This window comes from Agitococcus lubricus (genome assembly GCF_003051055.1).
In the GTDB taxonomy this organism is placed as follows: Bacteria; Pseudomonadota; Gammaproteobacteria; order Pseudomonadales; family Moraxellaceae; genus Agitococcus; species Agitococcus lubricus.
In genome coordinates this window covers 42,048-59,397 of record NZ_QAON01000007.1, presented here as the reverse complement: position 1 = coordinate 59,397, position 17,350 = coordinate 42,048, and the positions used below count along the sequence as shown (strand labels likewise).

Below are 17,350 nucleotides of genomic sequence, written 5' to 3'. Positions count from 1 at the left end.
CAAGCCTGAATACTGGCCAAGTATTATTGGCCAGTTGGATGTGTAACTAAGGGCTGTTGACACTTTGATTGTGGCAGACACGCAAAACGTCAACAGAGACGCTAAGACTTACGCTTTTTCTCTTTACGTGCAAGTAGCTCCATCGCTTTGGTAATTTCCTCGTCGCTGACACTCGTAATCTGTTGAATCGTGTGTTGTGTTTCCACTTTTAATACCAAGTTAGCTTGGTCGGCCATTTGCATGAGACTATGGTCAAAATGCACAATATCTTGTTCATCGGCACGCAAGAGACCAACCTTTTTTAAGGTATCAATAAAGTTTCTAAAAATTGCTTTATCAAAAAACTCAGGCGAGTTGAATTCGTGTAATACCGATAAGCGTTGTGCCAACAACGAGCACAAATCTTCTAATTGTTTTTGACTACTTGTGCCAGAACCGCGACGTGTCAGCAAGGCAATGGTCATATAATAGCGTTCTATCGTTTCTTTGACGGCTTCACCCAAAATGGTTAATTGGACATAGTGTTCGGTATTGGGGTTAGGGCTGGCAATTTGTCCTTCTTGTTCGTGTAAAATGCCTGTTGCCAATAATATGTTGATATGCTGATTCACTAAGGGTTCGATGTCGCTTTGTTCCCAGCTTAAAAACAGTTCAGACTTTAAGTAAGGATATAAAGAGTTAATAACGGCGCTGATTTGTTCGCGTTGTAATTGGCCATTATGTTGCATCAGACACGCAACAAGTGAAGGTAAAACAAAGAGATGCAAGATGTTGTTGCGAAAATACGTTAAGAAAACAGCTTGATTGTCAGCCACACAAATCAAGTCGCCTAGGGGGTGTTTAACTCGTTGTATGGCTTTGAGTTGTACCCCATAACTGATGATATCTGCACCATTTAATTCGGTCATTTCAATTAAATGGCTATAAGGTAACTGATTCGCAATTTTTTTGTATAAATCCAATTGCTGAACCAAAACATCCTCATCAATGGCATGATTTGGCGTGGAAAGTAATACCAAACTCAATAAGGTAATCGGATTGATAACGGCGGCTTGGTTAATATGGGTATTAATTTGCCGCGCTAATTTGTCGACACTGCGGTTGAGCCACGGCAGTTTGACTTGGCTATCAATCACCGTGTCGCGCCATTGGGGGTTTTCGGCATCTAAAAGTGGCTCAAGATAAATCGGCTCACCAAAGCTCAGATGGACTTTGCCAAAGATTTTTTCGATTTTACGGGTGGTTTGCAACACTTGCCAAATGGATTCTTGCTCTTTAGATGCACCACGTAACTCACCAATATAGGTACTGCCTTCCATCAAGCGTTCATAACCAATATAGGTCGGAATAAAGACAATAGGACGGGTGTTATCGCGGATAAAACTTTTGACCGTCATTGCCAACATGCCGGCTTTAGGCGGTAATAAACGGCCTGTCCGCGAGCGTCCGCCTTCAATAAAGTATTCTATAGGGAAGCCTTTGGTCGTAATCAGGTGTAGGTATTCGGTAAAAACAGCGGCATACAATTGGTCGCCCTTAAATGAGCGCTTTAAGAAGAAGGCTCCCCCTCGACGTAAAATAGGCCCAATCACAGGAATATTGAGATTCGCGCCCGCGGCAATATGAGGTGGCATGAGGCCACGGGTAAAAATCACATAGGACAGCAATAAGTAGTCAATATGGCTACGATGGCAAGGCACATAAACCACTTCATGGTCTTGCGCGACGTCGGTCACGGTATCAAAGTGATGAACATTAATACCATCATACAAACGATTCCATAACCAGTTTAAGGTAATTTGTAAGCCACGAATCACCTGATAAGAGTAATCAGCCGCAATTTCATTGACATAGGCTCTGGCTTTTTCTTCCAGCAATTCAGGCGTCATTTGCTGTTCTTTGCTTTCTACCGCAATCGCTTCGCGTACAGCATTTGATTGTAATATGCTGTGCATTAAATTACGGCGATGTGATAAGTCAGGGCCAATAGCCATTTCCCGTTGACGCCTAAAGTGTACACGTAGCACCCGAGAAATTTTACGTAAGGCCAATGAACTACTCATGTCATGACCCATTAAGTTACGTACAGAGAGCGGTAGTCCAAACTTAACAAACGTCTGATTACCGTTGAGTGCGACCGTGACTAATTGTTTTAAGGTATTGGGGGTCGCCCATGAATCAGAGAAAATGATTTTGAATAAGGAGTCTTCTTTGTCGGGCGAGCGTCCCCAAAAAATCGTGACAGGTACTAACTGTACATCTAAGTTAGCATTGGTTTTTACTGCTTCGACTAAACGCACAAAACGCTCAGGGTATTCAAAACGATTTTTTTGTAGCGACTGTGCGCTCGTTTCTTGGGTTAAAAAAAAGTAAGATTGTTTTTCTTGCAGTAAGTGGCTATCAAGCGCATGTACAGGGCGCGGTAATTTTAGACGTTGGGCTGCTTCATCGGTGACTAATAAATTAGAAAAAGAGGGGCTTTGTAAGACATAAATCACGGGTTGCTCTGGGTTCAAACCCAAGTCGGCCGCATTATCAGGTGTAATTTGTGGCTCAACCCATGTATTTAATGCTTTACGTGAGGTTGCAGACAGAAGTCGCTCAATACCAAACCATTTTGCCATAGTGATAACTGTATAAATCTAGAGTTGTAAAAGGACATACAATAGGCTTAGCAGTTTAGTGGTTAGCCACTCATTTTTGTGCATAACACACTTAAAAATGAAGAGACATAAACGCATAAGTCCTTGAACCGCCGTTAAACTAGCAGTTTTTTCGGCAATCTAACACGAGTTTTGCTTAGATTCAGCTAAAGTTGTTGAGCAATTGTGGCAAAACATATCAGGCGGCGAAGTGTCATGCGCTTGAATGGACGACCAAGATAAAAGAGGATATAGGAAAAATAACCATGATAGGTGTTGTAAATTGTGTGGCTTATAGCCGCAAAACAGGCCAAAAGATAGCTGATATCCCATTGGCAGATGTCAGTGAAACCTTAGCCGCAGACGCTGATGCCTATGTCTGGGTCGGTTTATATCAACCCAATGCGTTGTTATTGCAAGAAGTACAGTCAGAATTTGGTTTGCACGATTTGGCAGTAGAGGATGCCTTGCGTCAACATCAACGCCCTAAAGCCGAGGCCTACGGCGACTCTGTGTTTATTGTCGTGCGCACTGCACGTTTAGAAAGTGATGATATTTGTTTTGGTGAAACACATATTTTTGCAGGCGCGCGCTATGTGATTACCGTCCGTCAAGGTGCGTCTTTGAGTTATGCGCCAGTCCGCCAGCATTGCGAACAAAATCCCAAACAAATGCGCTATGGCACGGGATACATTTTGTATGCGTTACTAGATTTTGTTGTCGATAATTACTTTCCGGTCACGGAAGATTTAGGCACACATTTGCAGGCTTTAGAGCGAGAGATTTTTGCAGATACCTTTAAGCGACAAACGATTCGACATTTATACGACCTAAAAGCCGATTTGGTACGTTTGCGTATGGCCGTTACCCCGTTGCAAGATATCTGTAATTTTTTGATGCATCATACCGATGTCGCGCTTGTTCCCCGTGGCATTTTGCCCTATTTTCGCGATATTCATGACCATTCTTTGCGCATTCACGATGCCATTGATGCACAAAGTGAAATGTTAAGAGTAGCGATGGATGTGAATTTAGCTTTAGTATCGGTAGGTCAAAACGAAATTGTAAAACGTTTGGCATCGTGGGCAGCGATTTTAGCCATTCCGACCATGATTGCCAGTTTTTACGGTATGAACTTTGACAATATGCCCGAATTGCATTGGCGCTTGGGGTATCCTTTCGCCATGCTAACGATGTTCGTCGGCTGCCTCTGGTTATATCGACGCTTAAAACGGGCGAAGTGGTTGTAAATATAAAACGGTGAATCAGCAACGCGGCTGACACGCAAAATGTCAACAGCCGCTAATATCGATGCTGAAAATGTAGGAGACTAATATGGCAAAAACAGTCCGTAAAGCGGGTGCTAAGTTGTCTATTGAAAGTCACCAGTCTAATCCTAAGAGAGTCACTATGAATCCAGTTATTGTTGAATTATTAACCTTGTTGCAACTTGAAGCCCTAGAAGTCAATTTATTTCGTGGTCAAAGTCGGAATATTGTCGGCAAAAATGTCTTTGGTGGACAAGTGCTTGGGCAAGCGTTAATGGCAGCAGGGCGTACAGTTGACCAAGGACGTTTAGCACATTCCTTACATGGCTATTTTTTGAAGGCAGGGGACACCACAGCACCTATTATTTATGAGGTTGATAGACTGCGTGATGGTAAAAGTTTTATCAATCGTCAAGTGACAGCCATTCAGCATGGTCAACCAATTTTTGTATGCTCTGCGTCTTTTGCGAGTCATGAGGAGGGGTTAGACCATCAAGCAACGATGCCAAAAGTAGAAGGGCCCGAAGGCTTAGCCAATGAGTTTGAGTTACGTCAGCAACTAGCCTCCTTATTACCCGAAAAAATTCGTAATAGTTTTGTTCGTGAACGTCCGATTGAAATTCGTCCTATCAATCCTGTTAACCCATTTGCCCCTACCAAACAAGACGCGCATCGCTTTCATTGGATGCGTGCACAAGATATCTTACCTGATGACCCGTTATTGCATCAGTGCGCCTTAGCTTTTGCCTCCGATTTTGCTTTGATGGGGACGGCCATGCTTCCGCATGCGGTGACCTTTATGCAGTCCAATTTACAAGCGGCTAGCTTAGACCATTCCATTTGGTTTCACCGTCCATTTCGTATGGATGAGTGGCTGTTGTATGAAATGGAAGCACCTAACGCCAATGCAGGTCGCGGCTTAAATTTTGGGAAAATCTATAGCCAAGATGGACGTTTAGTTGCCAGTACTGCACAAGAAGGTTTAATGCGTTTAAGAGAAGTGCCTGAAAAGTACTAAACATAGCGTGACAGGGTAGCCAGATGGGTTGAATCAGAGTATTCAACCTGTCTAATCTGAGTTCGGGATAAAAATGTTAATTTCTTAAATTTTATATAGAAATTATTTCAAGCCCCTATGACAGACGCCTTCCGCGGGACTGACGTTGGTTTCGGCCAACGTCAGCAAAACCATTTCGTGGTGCAAAACTCGCCATCTATCTATCGCGTCATAAACGCACTGTTTAAGCCTTACGTAGCTCAATGACATTATTTAAGTGGTTGGGGCGAATGTGTAAAAAGTTTTCCAATTCACTTTTGCGAGCCATCGCATCCCTATAACCCAAGTGAATCAACTCTTGACAATAGGCGGCCTCAAACAACAAATAACTGAGCACGCCTGCACCCCCACGTTTAGTAGCACCACTACCGTAGACAAAAGAACGAATACTGCGCGGTAAATCCATCGCGTGTTTCATGGCCAGTTGGTCTAAAGTTTTACTGGCAGGAGAAATCACTAGCACATCGACATGGCGTAAGCTGATATTTTTTTGGCGTATTTCTTCGGGAATATGACTAATGGTACGATTGATACGGGTCAATCGTTCAATATCGCCTTCTAAACTATCAATAAAAGAGCTGTTTAAGATATTACTGACGACCTGTGCAATGCTGGGATAACCTTCGGTTTTTTCGCGGGGAGCTTTATCGTTATCACTACTAACCCCAATGACTAAGACTTTTTCTGCACCCAAGTGTAAAGCAGGGCTAATAGGAGCAAGTTGACGCAGTGCGCCATCGCCAAAATATTCCCGATTGATATGTATAGCAGGAAAAAGTAAGGGAATAGCTGCCGAAGCCATTAAATGGTCAATGGTAATTTGTGTACGTAAACCAACCCGCCGTGCACGTTTCCAACCTTCTATGCCCGACTTGCCCTGAAAAAAACTCACCGATTCGCCACTGCTATAACCTGAGGCAGTAATACATAAAGCGTCTAAATAGCCTGCTTCGATGACATGACTCAAACGGGCTAAGGGTAATTCTTGTTTCAATAACGCGGCTAGGGGGCGATTGTCCAACAAAGAGACGGGTCTATCATTATGTAAACGTCCAAATGCCATCGTCCATAAAAACTTGGCGGCACAACTTAATACACCTGCCCAATCGGTACGATATACTTGAGAAGTGTGAAAATTCGCCCATACTTGTTCGAGTTGTATCACCGCTTCACTGAGGCAGTCGGCATGGGTGGCAACACCAGCCGCATTTAATCCGCCTGCAGAAGTACCACAAATAATCGCAAAAGGATTGGAACACGGCGTAGCAATGAGTTCACTAATGGCTTTTAAGACGCCAACTTGATAGGCCGCGCGTGCACCACCACCTGACAATATCAGGCCGATTTTTTGTGTAGGTAAGTGATACATAATACCTCACTCCGTTTGTGCTATTGACGCTGCCTGATAATGTATTAGGCTGTTATAGTGAGTCTAGCTCTTAATGAGGGTTTTGCGAGTCATAGAGAAAACCCGCCAGTCAGTCCGTTCGTCGGCCATAGACTAGAGTATAAAAACATATCAGGTATAACATATAAAAGAAAAAAGACTGCCTTTTTTAAGGGAAGTACTTGGCATAGTCCCCGAAATCAAGGTAACTTATCGGGTTTGAAATAGTCCATAATGGGCATAGTTTTTTGTATAAAAAATCAGCAAAAAATGATTAGGGCTACAATACCGACGGTATTGAGCACGGTATGTAATGAGGGAGTAATACGAATGGCAGTATTGACGGCAAGCTCGGCTGATGGCAAAGAGCTAATTATTAAAATTAAAGGCCGATTCGATTTTAGCACTCACCAAGAATTTAGAGGCGCATACGAACAAGCGCCCTTAGAGATGTCTGGTTATATTGTCGACTTAAAAGATGCAACCTATCTAGATAGCTCCGCATTAGGCATGTTGCTGTTATTGCGTGACCATGCAGGTGGAGACAGCGCTCATGTCAAAATTGTCAACTGTAATGCCGATGTCAAAAAAATCTTGACGATTTCTAATTTTGAGCAGTTATTTACCATTCAATAATAAAATAATCAGCCCCTATAGTGCTGAGACTAATAGGATATGCCCGTCTTACAACGGGCGTCATCAAGCGCGAACCCGATATTTGCTGCTCAACTACTCATCAAAATAACACTTGAGCTGTCATAAGGAGAGATGACCGTGCGCCTGTTAATAGCCGAAGACAATCCAAGTGACCGTATCATACTCGCCAATCTCATCAAACGCTTAGGCCATGAGGTCATTTTGGCCACGGATGGTCAACAAGCCGTGACGCTTTTTGCCGAGCATCGGCCAGATATTTTGCTATTAGATGTACTGATGCCTAATAAAAATGGGATTCAAGCGGCACGCGAAATCCGACAAATTGCGGGTGTTGACCTTGTTCCTATCATCTTTTTAACCTCCTTAAACGAAGCCAGTGACTTGGCGGAGTGTTTGGAGGCGGGTGGTGATGACTTCCTTACCAAGCCCTATAACCCTGTCGTTATTAAAGCCAAAATCTTGGCCTTCTCGCGTATGCGTCGTTTACATACCGAAATTCAACGTCAACGTGAACATTTGGTACAAGAGCAGTTAGCAGCTAAAAATATTTTCGATAAAATCGCTCATTATGGCGTCTTAAAGTCGCCAAATATTCGTTATCTCATCTCCCCAAAAGCGATTTTTAATGGCGATGTGGTGTTGGCTGCCCGTCATCCTAATGGAGATTTATTGGTTCTACTCGGTGATTTTACAGGACACGGCCTACCCGCAGCGATTGGTGCGTTGCCATTAGCCGAAGTCTTTCACGGTATGGTGGCTAAAGGTTTTTCTTTAGAGGATGTATTGCGTGAGGTGAATGCTAAGCTAAAAAGTATTCTGCCTGTTGGGGTGTTTTGTTGTGCAACAGCCGCGCATCTAGGCTTTAGAAATCGCAGTATCGAAGTATGGGCAGGGGGATTACCCGAAGGGGTCATCTATAATCCGCGTACTAAAACCATTAAACAAATTCATTCCAAACACTTGGCATTAGGCATTTTAGGGGCTGCGCAGTTTCGTTATGAGCCGGCCTATTTTGAAATGGATAATGATGACATCATTTATTTATGGTCAGATGGCATTATCGAAACGGTTAATCAAGACAATGAAATGTTTGGTTTTGAACGTCTATTGGATGTATTTGCTAAAACGCCACACCAAGACCAAGTATTTAACCAGATTTTAGCGGATGTTCAGGCGTTTGCTGTCAATAAAGAGCAATCAGACGACCATACACTGATTGAGGTGAAAATGCAGGATGCGCCTGAGTTAGCATTAGAGCAGGCCGTCTTAATCAAACCTAAAGTCGCACATCGTGGGTTGGCCGATTATAGCTTTAGTTGTGAATTGGGAACGGACTCCTTAAAGTTATTTGACCCTGTTCCGTTGTTTACGCACTTTATTCATCAAGTACCAGGCCTTAAACCATATATTAACACCTTAAATACCGTGTTGGCCGAATTATATTCTAATGCACTCGAACATGGTGTACTCGGTCTCGATTCCATGTTAAAAAGTAATGCACAAGGTTTTGCACAGTATTACAAACTACGTCACGAAAAATTAATTGCTTTAGAAAATGGCACAATTAAGTTTGATATAAAACATGAGCCAACGGAGTTAGGTGGGCGACTTATTTTACAAGTCACTGACAGTGGTCAAGGCTTTCAGGTTGCTACGCTAAACAAAGAGACCGACTTAACACAGCAAATTAGCCATTATCATGGTCGCGGTCTGCGGTTGATTCGTACCTTATGTCAGCGTTTAGAAATTATCCCACCGGGAAATAGTGTGATTGTAGAGTTTGATTGGAAGTGGTTATAAAACGTCATCTATCAATCATTCAAAATTTATGTCATAAAATTATGATAATCAGTCATTATGCAACGTGAGAAGTGGTTGTAAGTAAACAAAGACTGCCAGTAAAACTGGTGATTCTACAAGAGAGGGAAGAGCTATAATGATGACGATTCACGTAAATTTAGAGCAATTAGCGGAGTTAAAAGAAGTTTTAGAAGACGAATTTGCCGTCCTCATTAATACCTATTTGCAAGACGCCGTGTTACGTCAAGATATGATTAGCAGTGCAATTGCTCGTCAAGATTATGAGGCAACCCGCCTAGCCGCACATAGTCTCAAAGGCGCAAGTGCAAACTTAGGCGCACTGATGTTGGCTGAAATTTGTGAACATTTAGAACATGACTGTCGTGCAGGACGCTATCAAGACTGTGATAGCTTAAATCAGAAAATCCGTGCTGAGTTCCTATTCGTTAAGGCAGAGTTATCTAAATTGATTTAAGGTATCACAAAATATGGGTACCTTTGAGTTGTTTGGCGGCTTGCTCTAATGCCTTAACAATACGTTCCTTATCATAGTTTTTGACTTTATTGGTATCCATGTGCATGACAAAACCATCTAACTCATGTTCTACCCATGAGCTTTGGGTTTGCATATCCGCATGAAAATCAATCACCTCCCACACCTGAATCGGCTTGGCAATGCCGCGTAAAGACACTGCGCCTTTTTCTTTACACATAATTTTTTCACGAATGAGCAAATAGGTCTCGTGGGCAATCAAAATTTCATCAGGCGAGGCAACACTTTGTAGGCGTGCGGCAAGATTGGCATCGCGGCCAATAATGGTGTAACTCATGCGGGTATCTGAACCAAAATTACCGACATGACAATAGCCTGTGGTAATACCCATGCGTACATGCAGCGGACGGTCAATATTTTGACTTTGCCATTTTTGACGTAAAATTTGCATTTCACGACGCATCTCAATAGCCATCGACACACACGCTAAAGCATCTTCTTTAGTGCCTTTAGAAACAGGGTCGCCATAAAAAATCAAAATCGCATCGCCAATAAATTTATCAATTGTCCCGCCATAACGGAGGGCAATTTTAGACATATGCTCAAAATAAGTATTTAACATCTCGGTGAGCAAATCAGGCGGCATCTCATCCGAGGTTTCAGTGAAATCTTTAATATCAGAGAAAAAAATGGTCAAACGCTTACGTTGAGTTTGTAAGCGTGCATCGCGTTTACCCTTGAATATAGATTCCCACACTTGAGTCGGTAAATACTTGATGAGCTTACGTGAAAGTTGAAAAGATTCTTCTTTTTGTTCTTGAATTTGACGCTGTGCCACAATGAGCGCACGCGATTGTTCTCGGGAATGAAAAGAACTTAAACCAAAATAAAATGTGGCACCTAGCAGAGCCACAACATTGACTGCGGTAGGGACGTTCTCGTGCAAGCCGTTTTGTATGCCAAACATTAAGCCACCGACTAAAGACCCGAGTAAACAAAAAAAGCCTGTAAATATCCACAAAAATAGATTGCCAAACGATAAAGCAGAGGCGTTTAACATGGCAATTAAGACCAATGTCGGTACTAAAGCATAGTGACTGAGTGCGGTGGCAAAGCCAGTAATGAGGCCATCTAACATAATGACAATCGCAGTTGCTTGCGCGGGTACAGAAGACGTGAGGCGTCGATGTAACCACGATTGACTATAAGCTAAAAAGATGGCAATCGGAATAAAAGCGATAATTTTAGTTGTGTAAAAGCCTGTATAAACGCCTGCAGAAAAAATTGCTACCGCAACCATATAAGCTAAGAGGCGCATATTCTTTGTGCCAAGCTCTAGGAGTTGTTGTAGTTGTGGAGAGGGCGCAGCCATAAAAAATTAGCTCAAACGTGAAAATAGTCGTACAAAGAAATCATTATTTAATTAAGACGTTAACGAGAGCAGACGCCTCAGAATTAACCATAATTAGCATTCATTATTGTGTCCCTAAGATAATGAGTGCACCACAATTGGTCAAGTTATTGCGTGGTTTATTACTCAAATAGTACACATAAATGCCTAGAAAAAAATATTTTACTTGCCAAGCAAGCAAACGCTTGGTATTTATCTAAGAAATAATTTATTATACGATCGTCCAACAAGTTTTGTGTCGTATTCACATCCCTAACATGATAGAGGTACTAAAGGATGACAACAGAGGCTTATATTTATGATGCAGTGCGTACGCCGCGCGGCAAAGGTAAAAAAGATGGCTCATTACACACCATTAAACCCATTGACTTAGTCGTTGGTTTGATGGATGCCTTAGCTGAGCGTAATGGTCAAGCCGTAAAACAATTAGCGGATGACGTTGTTTTGGGTTGTGTGACGCCTGTGGGTGACCAAGGTGCTGATATTGCCAAAACGGCTGCATTAGCAGCAGGTTTAGCAGACACCGTTGCAGGTGTGCAAATTAACCGTTTCTGTGCTTCTGGCTTAGAAGCCGTGAATATGGCGGCGATGAAAGTGCGTTCAGGCTTTGAAGATTTAGTCATTGCTGGCGGCGTAGAGTCTATGTCACGTATTCCCATGGCGTCTGATGGCGGTGCATGGGCAATGGATCCAGCAACCAGTTTAACCACAGGTTTTGTGCCTCAAGGGATTGGTGCGGATTTAATTGCCACGATTGAAGGTTTTTCACGTACTGATATTGATAGCTTTGCGTTACAGTCGCAAAAGCGTGCTGCGGCTGCCCAAGCCAATGGTTATTTTGATAAATCGGTTGTGCCTGTTAAAGACATTAACGGTTTAACGGTATTAGCTAAAGACGAGTTTATTCGTGGTAATGCGACCTTAGAAGGCTTAGGTGCATTGCAACCTTCGTTTATGATGATGGGGGAAATGGGCGGTTTTAATGCGGTTGCCTTACAAAAATATCATTGGGTAGAAGCAATCAATCACGTTCATACCGCAGGTAACTCTTCGGGTATTGTCGATGGCGCGGCTTTAATGTTGATTGGTAACGAAGCAGCAGGCAAAAAATTAGGCTTAAAACCGCGTGCGCGTTTTCTGGCAACCGCTTTATCGGGTGCTGACCCAACCATTATGTTAACAGGCCCCGCACCAGCCGCTTACAAAGCCTTAGAAAAAGCAGGTTTAACGGTGGCTGATATTGATTTGTGGGAAATTAACGAAGCGTTTGCTGCTGTTGCTTTACGCTTTATGAAAGATATGGGCATTAAAGATGACATCGTTAACGTCAACGGTGGTGCGATTGCGATGGGACATCCGCTTGGTGCAACAGGTTGTATGATTTTAAGCACTTTATTGGATGAGTTAGAGCGTCGTAACTTAAAACGTGGCCTTGCTACCTTGTGTGTGGGTGGCGGTATGGGCATTGCAACCATTATTGAGCGTGTTTAAGCGTCTATAAGATTGGAGTACAACAAATGACTGATATTATTGGTATGCACTGGGCTGAAGACGCTGATGGCATTGTCACCTTAACGATGGATGACCCAACCAGCGAAGCAAATATTATGAATGACGTCTTTGAGAAGGCGTTGACACAAACGGTCGCCAAACTCAAAGAAGAAAAAGCCCGTATTAAAGGTATTATTGTCACCTCTGCGAAAAAAACCTTCTTCGCTGGTGGTGATTTAACCGCCTTAATTCAAGCGAAACCCGAACACGCACCGATTTTTGAACAAAAAGTCAGTGAATTAAAAGCCTTATTACGCGGCTTAGAAACCTTAGGCAAGCCTGTTGTTGCTGCAATGAATGGCACAGCCTTGGGTGGTGGTTTAGAGATTGCATTAAGCTGTCATCACCGTATTGCCTTAAACAATCCAAAAGCCGAATTTGGTTTACCCGAAGTGTCTTTAGGTTTATTACCGGGTGCAGGTGGTGTGATTCGTACTGTGCGTATGTTAGGTATTCAAAATGCCTTAATGAACGTCTTATTAAAAGGCGACCGCATGAAAGTGGCAAAAGCCAAAAGTGTTGGCATTATTGATGACATCGCTGAAACGCCCGAAGAAATGATGGCAAAAGCCAAAGCGTGGATTGTGGCTAATCCGAGCGCACAGCAACCTTGGGACAAACAAGGCTACAAAATTCCCGGTGGCTCACCCAGCACACCCAGCTTTGCGATGAATTTGCCAGCTTTCCCTGCTAACTTACAAAAGCAAATTAAAGGTGCAAATTATCCTGCACCAAAAGCGATTTTGTGTACCGCCATTGAAGGCGCACAAGTTGACTTTGATAATGCCTTAAAAATTGAGGGTCGTTATTTTACGAGCTTGGCTTGTGGCAAAGAGTCGAAAAACTTTATTAAAGCCTTCTTCTTTGATTTACAAAAAATCAATAAAGGTGCTAGCCGTCCTTCTAAAGAAACGTATCCTGTGTGGAAAAGCAAAAAGGTTGGCGTATTAGGCGCAGGCATGATGGGTCAGGGCATTGCTTATGTCTCTGCTATGTCTGGCATTGAAGTCGTTTTATTAGATATGTCTTTAGAAGCGGCTGAGCGTGGTAAGGGTTACACCCAAAAATTACTCGATAAGCGTGTGTCTAAAGGTCGTATGACCAAAGAAGCGGCTGCCGAAAAATTAGCCTTAATTAAAGCCACCAATGACTTTGCCGATTTAGCAGGTTGTGACTTAGTGATTGAAGCGGTATTTGAAAGCCGTGAAATTAAAGCCGATGTCACTAAGAAAGTTGAAGCGGTGTGTGATGCAGAATTAGTATTTGCTTCTAACACCTCAACATTGCCAATTACAGGTTTAGCCACCGCTTCTGTGCGTCCACAAAACTTTATTGGTTTACATTTCTTCTCACCAGTAGACAAAATGCCGTTAGTTGAAATCATCTGTGGCGAAAAAACCAATGATGAAACCTTAGCCAAAGCTTTTGATTACGTATTACAAATTAAGAAAACGCCGATTGTTGTTAATGACAGCCGTGGCTTCTTCACTTCTCGCGTGTTTGGTACTTTCTGTATGGAAGGTGTCAATATGTTGGCCGAAGGTTTTAATCCTTTGTCCATCGAACAAGCCGCGGCGCAAGCAGGTATGCCTGTAGGGCCTTTAGCGATTCTTGACGAAGTAAATATGGAGTTAACGCGTAAAGTTCGCAAACAAACCCAAATTGACTTGGCTGCTGAAGGTAAAGAAATCCCAACCGAGCCAGCCTTTGCTTTAATTGACAAAATGTGTGACGAATTCAAACGTCCAGGCAAAAAAGAAGGCATGGGGTTTTATGACTATCCTGCCGATGGCAAAAAACGTATTTGGTCTGGCTTGTCTCAGTTTGTGACTGCGGACAAAAAGCAACCGAGCACGGTTGAGTTTACTGAGCTAAAAGAGCGTTTGTTATATCGTCAATCCATTGAAGCCGCACGTTGTTATCAAGAAGGCGTGTTACGTTCGGTGGCTGATGCCAATATCGGTTCGATTTTTGGTATTGGTATGGCACCGTGGACAGGCGGCCAATTGCAATATATTAATTATATTGGTGTGGCCGAGTTTGTTAAACGTGCCGATGAGTTAGCGGCAAAATTTGGTGAGCGTTTTGCACCACCGCAATTATTGCGTGATATGGCTGCAAAAGGTGAGACTTTTCAATAATTAGTTGAAACTCGCATCAAGCCAATTAAAAGCCTACAGTGCGAATTGTAGGCTTTTTTATTGCATTAGAGTTGTATAGGGTGAGTGCAGTGGTCGGTGGGATAATTGAGCGAAGTTGAAATCAATCCTGAGTACTTAGGTTGAGCTCGCGTAATAACCGTATTTCGGCTACGCTGAGCCAAGGGGCAAGTGATACTATTGACGGTGGTCTTAGGCGTGATAGAGCAAAAAGAATGGCGCACAAGCTGGTTCGTTGTTGGCTGATTTTTAGCCTGTTTTGGTTGCTGTTTGCAGGGTGGCATCGTCACGATTTACCGTCGCATCAAGTGATACAACCACGCTTGTGGCAAGAGCCTAAGCAAGAAGAAATTGACCAAGCAGCATTTCAAAAAACGGTCGGAGGCATTCGTTATACTATTGAGCCTTTATATCGTTATGAATTATACGGTTTGGTGGTCAGTCAACACGATGCGACGTCGTGGCGCGATTATTTACATCAAGCATGGCAAGACAAATTAAATATTCGTGATTTATGTGTGTTATGGGGCGACAATGTACGCTCTGATATTTATCAGCAACTCAAGTTTTGGAGTGGACAATTTACCTGTAATTTCTCTACGCGCTCTAATGACGTGTTTAGAAACTTCAAACAGACAGGCATGTCTAATAACCATATTTTGGCAAGTGATGCACATTTGACCCAAATACTGAGTCAAATTCGTTTAGGTGACCAAGTGTATATCAAAGGGTATTTAGCCAAATACAGTCATCAGCACGGCTTTAATTTCAGCCGAGGCACAAGTACGGTACGTACGGATACGGGCAATGGTGCATGCGAAACGATTTATGTGACCGATATTAGCATCTTACAAGCTAATCCAGTAGTGTGGCCATTCGTTTTTAATGTCTCTATAGGGAGTTTTATATTAGCAATGATGATGTGGTTTAGCTTGCCGTTTCGTATTAAACAATAACCGCTATTTAATTTTACCCTAGTGCCTAGGGTTTTGATTTCTTAGTCTTTTTTTGCTTTTTTTTCGGTTGCATAAGTGCCTTAGATACCTTAGGAGGTTCTTCGGCTGCCATTGGCTCAGGTGAATATAACATAATACGGGTCATAACAACGGCGTCGGGTGCTTCTGTTGGAGAAGTAATGGGAGTTGTGCCAACGGCATTTGCCATAGGCGGAGCCTTTACTGTTGAATGGCAAGCGGAGAGAGAAAACGCACAGCAGAGGCATAAGGAGTAAAAAACATGGTGTATTGTCATGACCAAGTAAACTCCCTAGTATGGATGAAAAAATTACCCTTGTCGGTATCAGTAGATACCAGTCTATTGGCACAACCCGTCCCTCAGCATCATCAAGATTTTATGGTCGATGCTCAAGTAAAGAGTCAGTAAAAATTCAACGCCGCATGATGACCTGATACAAAACTTTGTTACTCTTATATTGAATCGTCATAGGCTCAATCATGTTAAAAAAATATAACCATTTGATTACGTTGCTCATTATGCTGTCTGCTTTGTTGCTGTCAGTCGCAGTACAGCCTTTTATTGACCCAAGTAGCTTAGTCATGGTTTATATGATTGCTGTCGTGATTACGGCATTTTTTGTCAGTTTGGGTGCGGCTATTTTTATTAGTTTATGCAGTGTCTTTGTGTTTGATTACTTAAACCTGCCACCTTATATGGAGTTTACACGTAAACCCGCAGAATATGTGTTTACCTTAGTCGGTATGTTGGTGACAGCAGCGACAATTAGTACCTTGGCCACCCGTTTAAGACAAAAATTGCATGAGTCTAAACAGCGTGAATTACGTAGCTCGTCCTTATATCAATTAGCCGCTTCATTGGCAGATAGTTTAGACAACCATCAGGTTGTACAAGTGACCTTAGAACATATTACGACGATTTTTCAAGCCAAAGCCGAACTGCTCAGTTCGGCACAGGCCTTACAAACACAAGCACAATACGGGATTTTAACCGAAAAAAATGCCGCAAAAGTTTTTCGTTCTCAGCAAGGAGAAGAAAGCCATGTGTTGATTCCGATTTATGTCGACCATCAGTTTTATGGTTTATTGACGTTTGCTAGTCAAAGCCAGCATATTGCCAGCAAGGAGCAAGTCGAGCACTTGCAAACCATTGTTTATCAAATGATTTTGACGATTGAGCGTAATAACTTGCAAGAAAAAATACATATCTCCTCATTAAAAATAGAGCAAGAGACCTTACGTAATACCATTTTAAATGCCATTTCTCATGATTTACGCACTCCCTTAGCAACCATCATTGGGGCATCTTCAAGTTTATTGCAGCAAGGTATGTCGGCAGAAGCCCGCATGTGTTTATCCCAAGCCATTTATGAAGAGTCTCTGCACATGCAAAACATGGTAGAAAATTTATTAGAAATGGCACGTTTGCAGAGTGGCGAGTATCTGATTAAAAAAGAGTGGCAGGCCTTAGAGGAGTTAGTGGCTAATGCCTTAGTGACGGTTAAAAGACGCCTAAAAACACAGCATCTGCGCGTCAGTGTGCCCGATGATTTGCCATTAATACAATGCGATAGGACATTAATAGAGCGCGTATTAGTGAATTTACTCGATAATGCCAGTAAATATTCGCCTGACTACAGTGAAATTAGTATCCATGCTTTTTTACAATCTCAACGCCTTATGGTGACAGTTAGCGACCAAGGCTGTGGAATGAGTGACGATGAGTTAAAAAAAATCTGTCAGCCTTTTTACCGTGTGAACTATCAAAAAACAGGCTTTGGTTTGGGGTTAAGTATTTGTAAAACCATCGCTCAAGCCCATCAGGGCAGTTTAGAGATTCAGTCTAAGCCACAGCAGGGCACAACCGTCATTCTCAGTTTGCCTATATCACATCATACACCCGTGATAGAAACGGATGATGAATCCATTCTATATCGATAGTAATCAAGGG

14 protein-coding genes are annotated in these 17,350 nt (G+C 42.6%); 10 read left to right on the top strand and 4 right to left on the bottom strand.

All coding sequences use genetic code 11. The annotated features are described in order from the left end of the window. Positions 1-101 precede the first annotated feature (101 nt). Positions 102-2,624, bottom strand: coding sequence for a glycerol-3-phosphate 1-O-acyltransferase PlsB (gene plsB, locus C8N29_RS08610; RefSeq protein WP_107865654.1), 2,523 nt, complete (start codon positions 2,622-2,624; stop codon positions 102-104). 284 nt (positions 2,625-2,908) lie between these two features. On the opposite strand from plsB, the gene corA reads away from it, so the two are divergent. Both corA and tesB read left to right on the top strand, forming a co-directional pair. Next, a complete protein-coding gene (gene corA, locus C8N29_RS08605; RefSeq protein WP_107865653.1) occupies positions 2,909-3,892 on the top strand; it encodes a magnesium/cobalt transporter CorA in 984 nt (327 codons plus the stop codon). 160 nt (positions 3,893-4,052) lie between these two features. Further along, positions 4,053-4,928: an acyl-CoA thioesterase II gene (gene tesB, locus C8N29_RS08600; protein ID WP_107865759.1), complete on the top strand. Its 876-nt coding sequence runs from the start codon at positions 4,053-4,055 to the stop codon at positions 4,926-4,928. A 223-nt stretch (positions 4,929-5,151) separates the two neighbouring features. On the opposite strand, the gene C8N29_RS08595 is transcribed toward tesB, so the two are convergent. Beyond that, positions 5,152-6,336, bottom strand: a complete 1,185-nt coding sequence (locus C8N29_RS08595; protein WP_107865652.1) for a patatin-like phospholipase family protein — start codon at positions 6,334-6,336, stop codon at positions 5,152-5,154. A gap of 348 nt (positions 6,337-6,684) precedes the next feature. On the opposite strand from C8N29_RS08595, the gene C8N29_RS08590 reads away from it, so the two are divergent. From C8N29_RS08590 to C8N29_RS08580, 3 genes are all read left to right on the top strand, one after another. Beyond that, a complete protein-coding gene (locus tag C8N29_RS08590; RefSeq protein WP_107865651.1) occupies positions 6,685-6,990 on the top strand; it encodes an STAS domain-containing protein in 306 nt (101 codons plus the stop codon). Between the two features lie 138 nt (positions 6,991-7,128). Further along, positions 7,129-8,811: an ATP-binding SpoIIE family protein phosphatase gene (locus tag C8N29_RS08585; RefSeq protein WP_239987020.1), complete on the top strand. Its 1,683-nt coding sequence runs from the start codon at positions 7,129-7,131 to the stop codon at positions 8,809-8,811. Between the two features lie 136 nt (positions 8,812-8,947). Next, a complete protein-coding gene (locus C8N29_RS08580; RefSeq protein WP_107865649.1) occupies positions 8,948-9,286 on the top strand; it encodes an Hpt domain-containing protein in 339 nt (112 codons plus the stop codon). A 4-nt stretch (positions 9,287-9,290) separates the two neighbouring features. Here the strand turns inward: C8N29_RS08580 and C8N29_RS08575 are convergent, their stop codons facing one another. After that, a complete protein-coding gene (locus C8N29_RS08575) occupies positions 9,291-10,676 on the bottom strand; it encodes an adenylate/guanylate cyclase domain-containing protein (RefSeq protein WP_107865648.1) in 1,386 nt (461 codons plus the stop codon). Positions 10,677-10,991: 315 nt separating this feature from the next. Between C8N29_RS08575 and C8N29_RS08570 the strand changes: the two genes are divergently transcribed. The 3 genes from C8N29_RS08570 to C8N29_RS08560 all read left to right on the top strand — a co-directional run bounded on the left by C8N29_RS08570 (position 10,992) and on the right by C8N29_RS08560 (position 15,381). Further along, on the top strand, positions 10,992-12,206 hold the full coding sequence (locus tag C8N29_RS08570) for an acetyl-CoA C-acetyltransferase (RefSeq protein ID WP_107865647.1): 1,215 nt from the start codon (positions 10,992-10,994) through the stop codon (positions 12,204-12,206). Positions 12,207-12,241: 35 nt separating this feature from the next. Next, positions 12,242-14,407 (top strand): 3-hydroxyacyl-CoA dehydrogenase NAD-binding domain-containing protein, encoded by a 2,166-nt coding sequence (locus C8N29_RS08565; RefSeq protein WP_275656205.1) that lies wholly within the window; start codon positions 12,242-12,244, stop codon positions 14,405-14,407. 233 nt (positions 14,408-14,640) lie between these two features. Then, the gene (locus C8N29_RS08560) at positions 14,641-15,381 is read left to right on the top strand and encodes a hypothetical protein (protein WP_107865645.1); all 741 of its coding nucleotides are present in this window, start codon (positions 14,641-14,643) and stop codon (positions 15,379-15,381) included. Positions 15,382-15,406: 25 nt separating this feature from the next. Here the strand turns inward: C8N29_RS08560 and C8N29_RS16670 are convergent, their stop codons facing one another. Then, complete coding sequence (locus C8N29_RS16670; protein ID WP_146164440.1) at positions 15,407-15,589, bottom strand: hypothetical protein; 183 nt, start codon at positions 15,587-15,589, stop codon at positions 15,407-15,409. Between the two features lie 72 nt (positions 15,590-15,661). On the opposite strand from C8N29_RS16670, the gene C8N29_RS16745 reads away from it, so the two are divergent. Then, the gene (locus tag C8N29_RS16745; protein WP_170106936.1) at positions 15,662-15,808 is read left to right on the top strand and encodes a hypothetical protein; all 147 of its coding nucleotides are present in this window, start codon (positions 15,662-15,664) and stop codon (positions 15,806-15,808) included. A gap of 71 nt (positions 15,809-15,879) precedes the next feature. Continuing rightward, positions 15,880-17,340, top strand: a complete 1,461-nt coding sequence (locus C8N29_RS08555) for an ATP-binding protein (RefSeq protein WP_107865644.1) — start codon at positions 15,880-15,882, stop codon at positions 17,338-17,340. Positions 17,341-17,350: the final 10 nt, after the last annotated feature.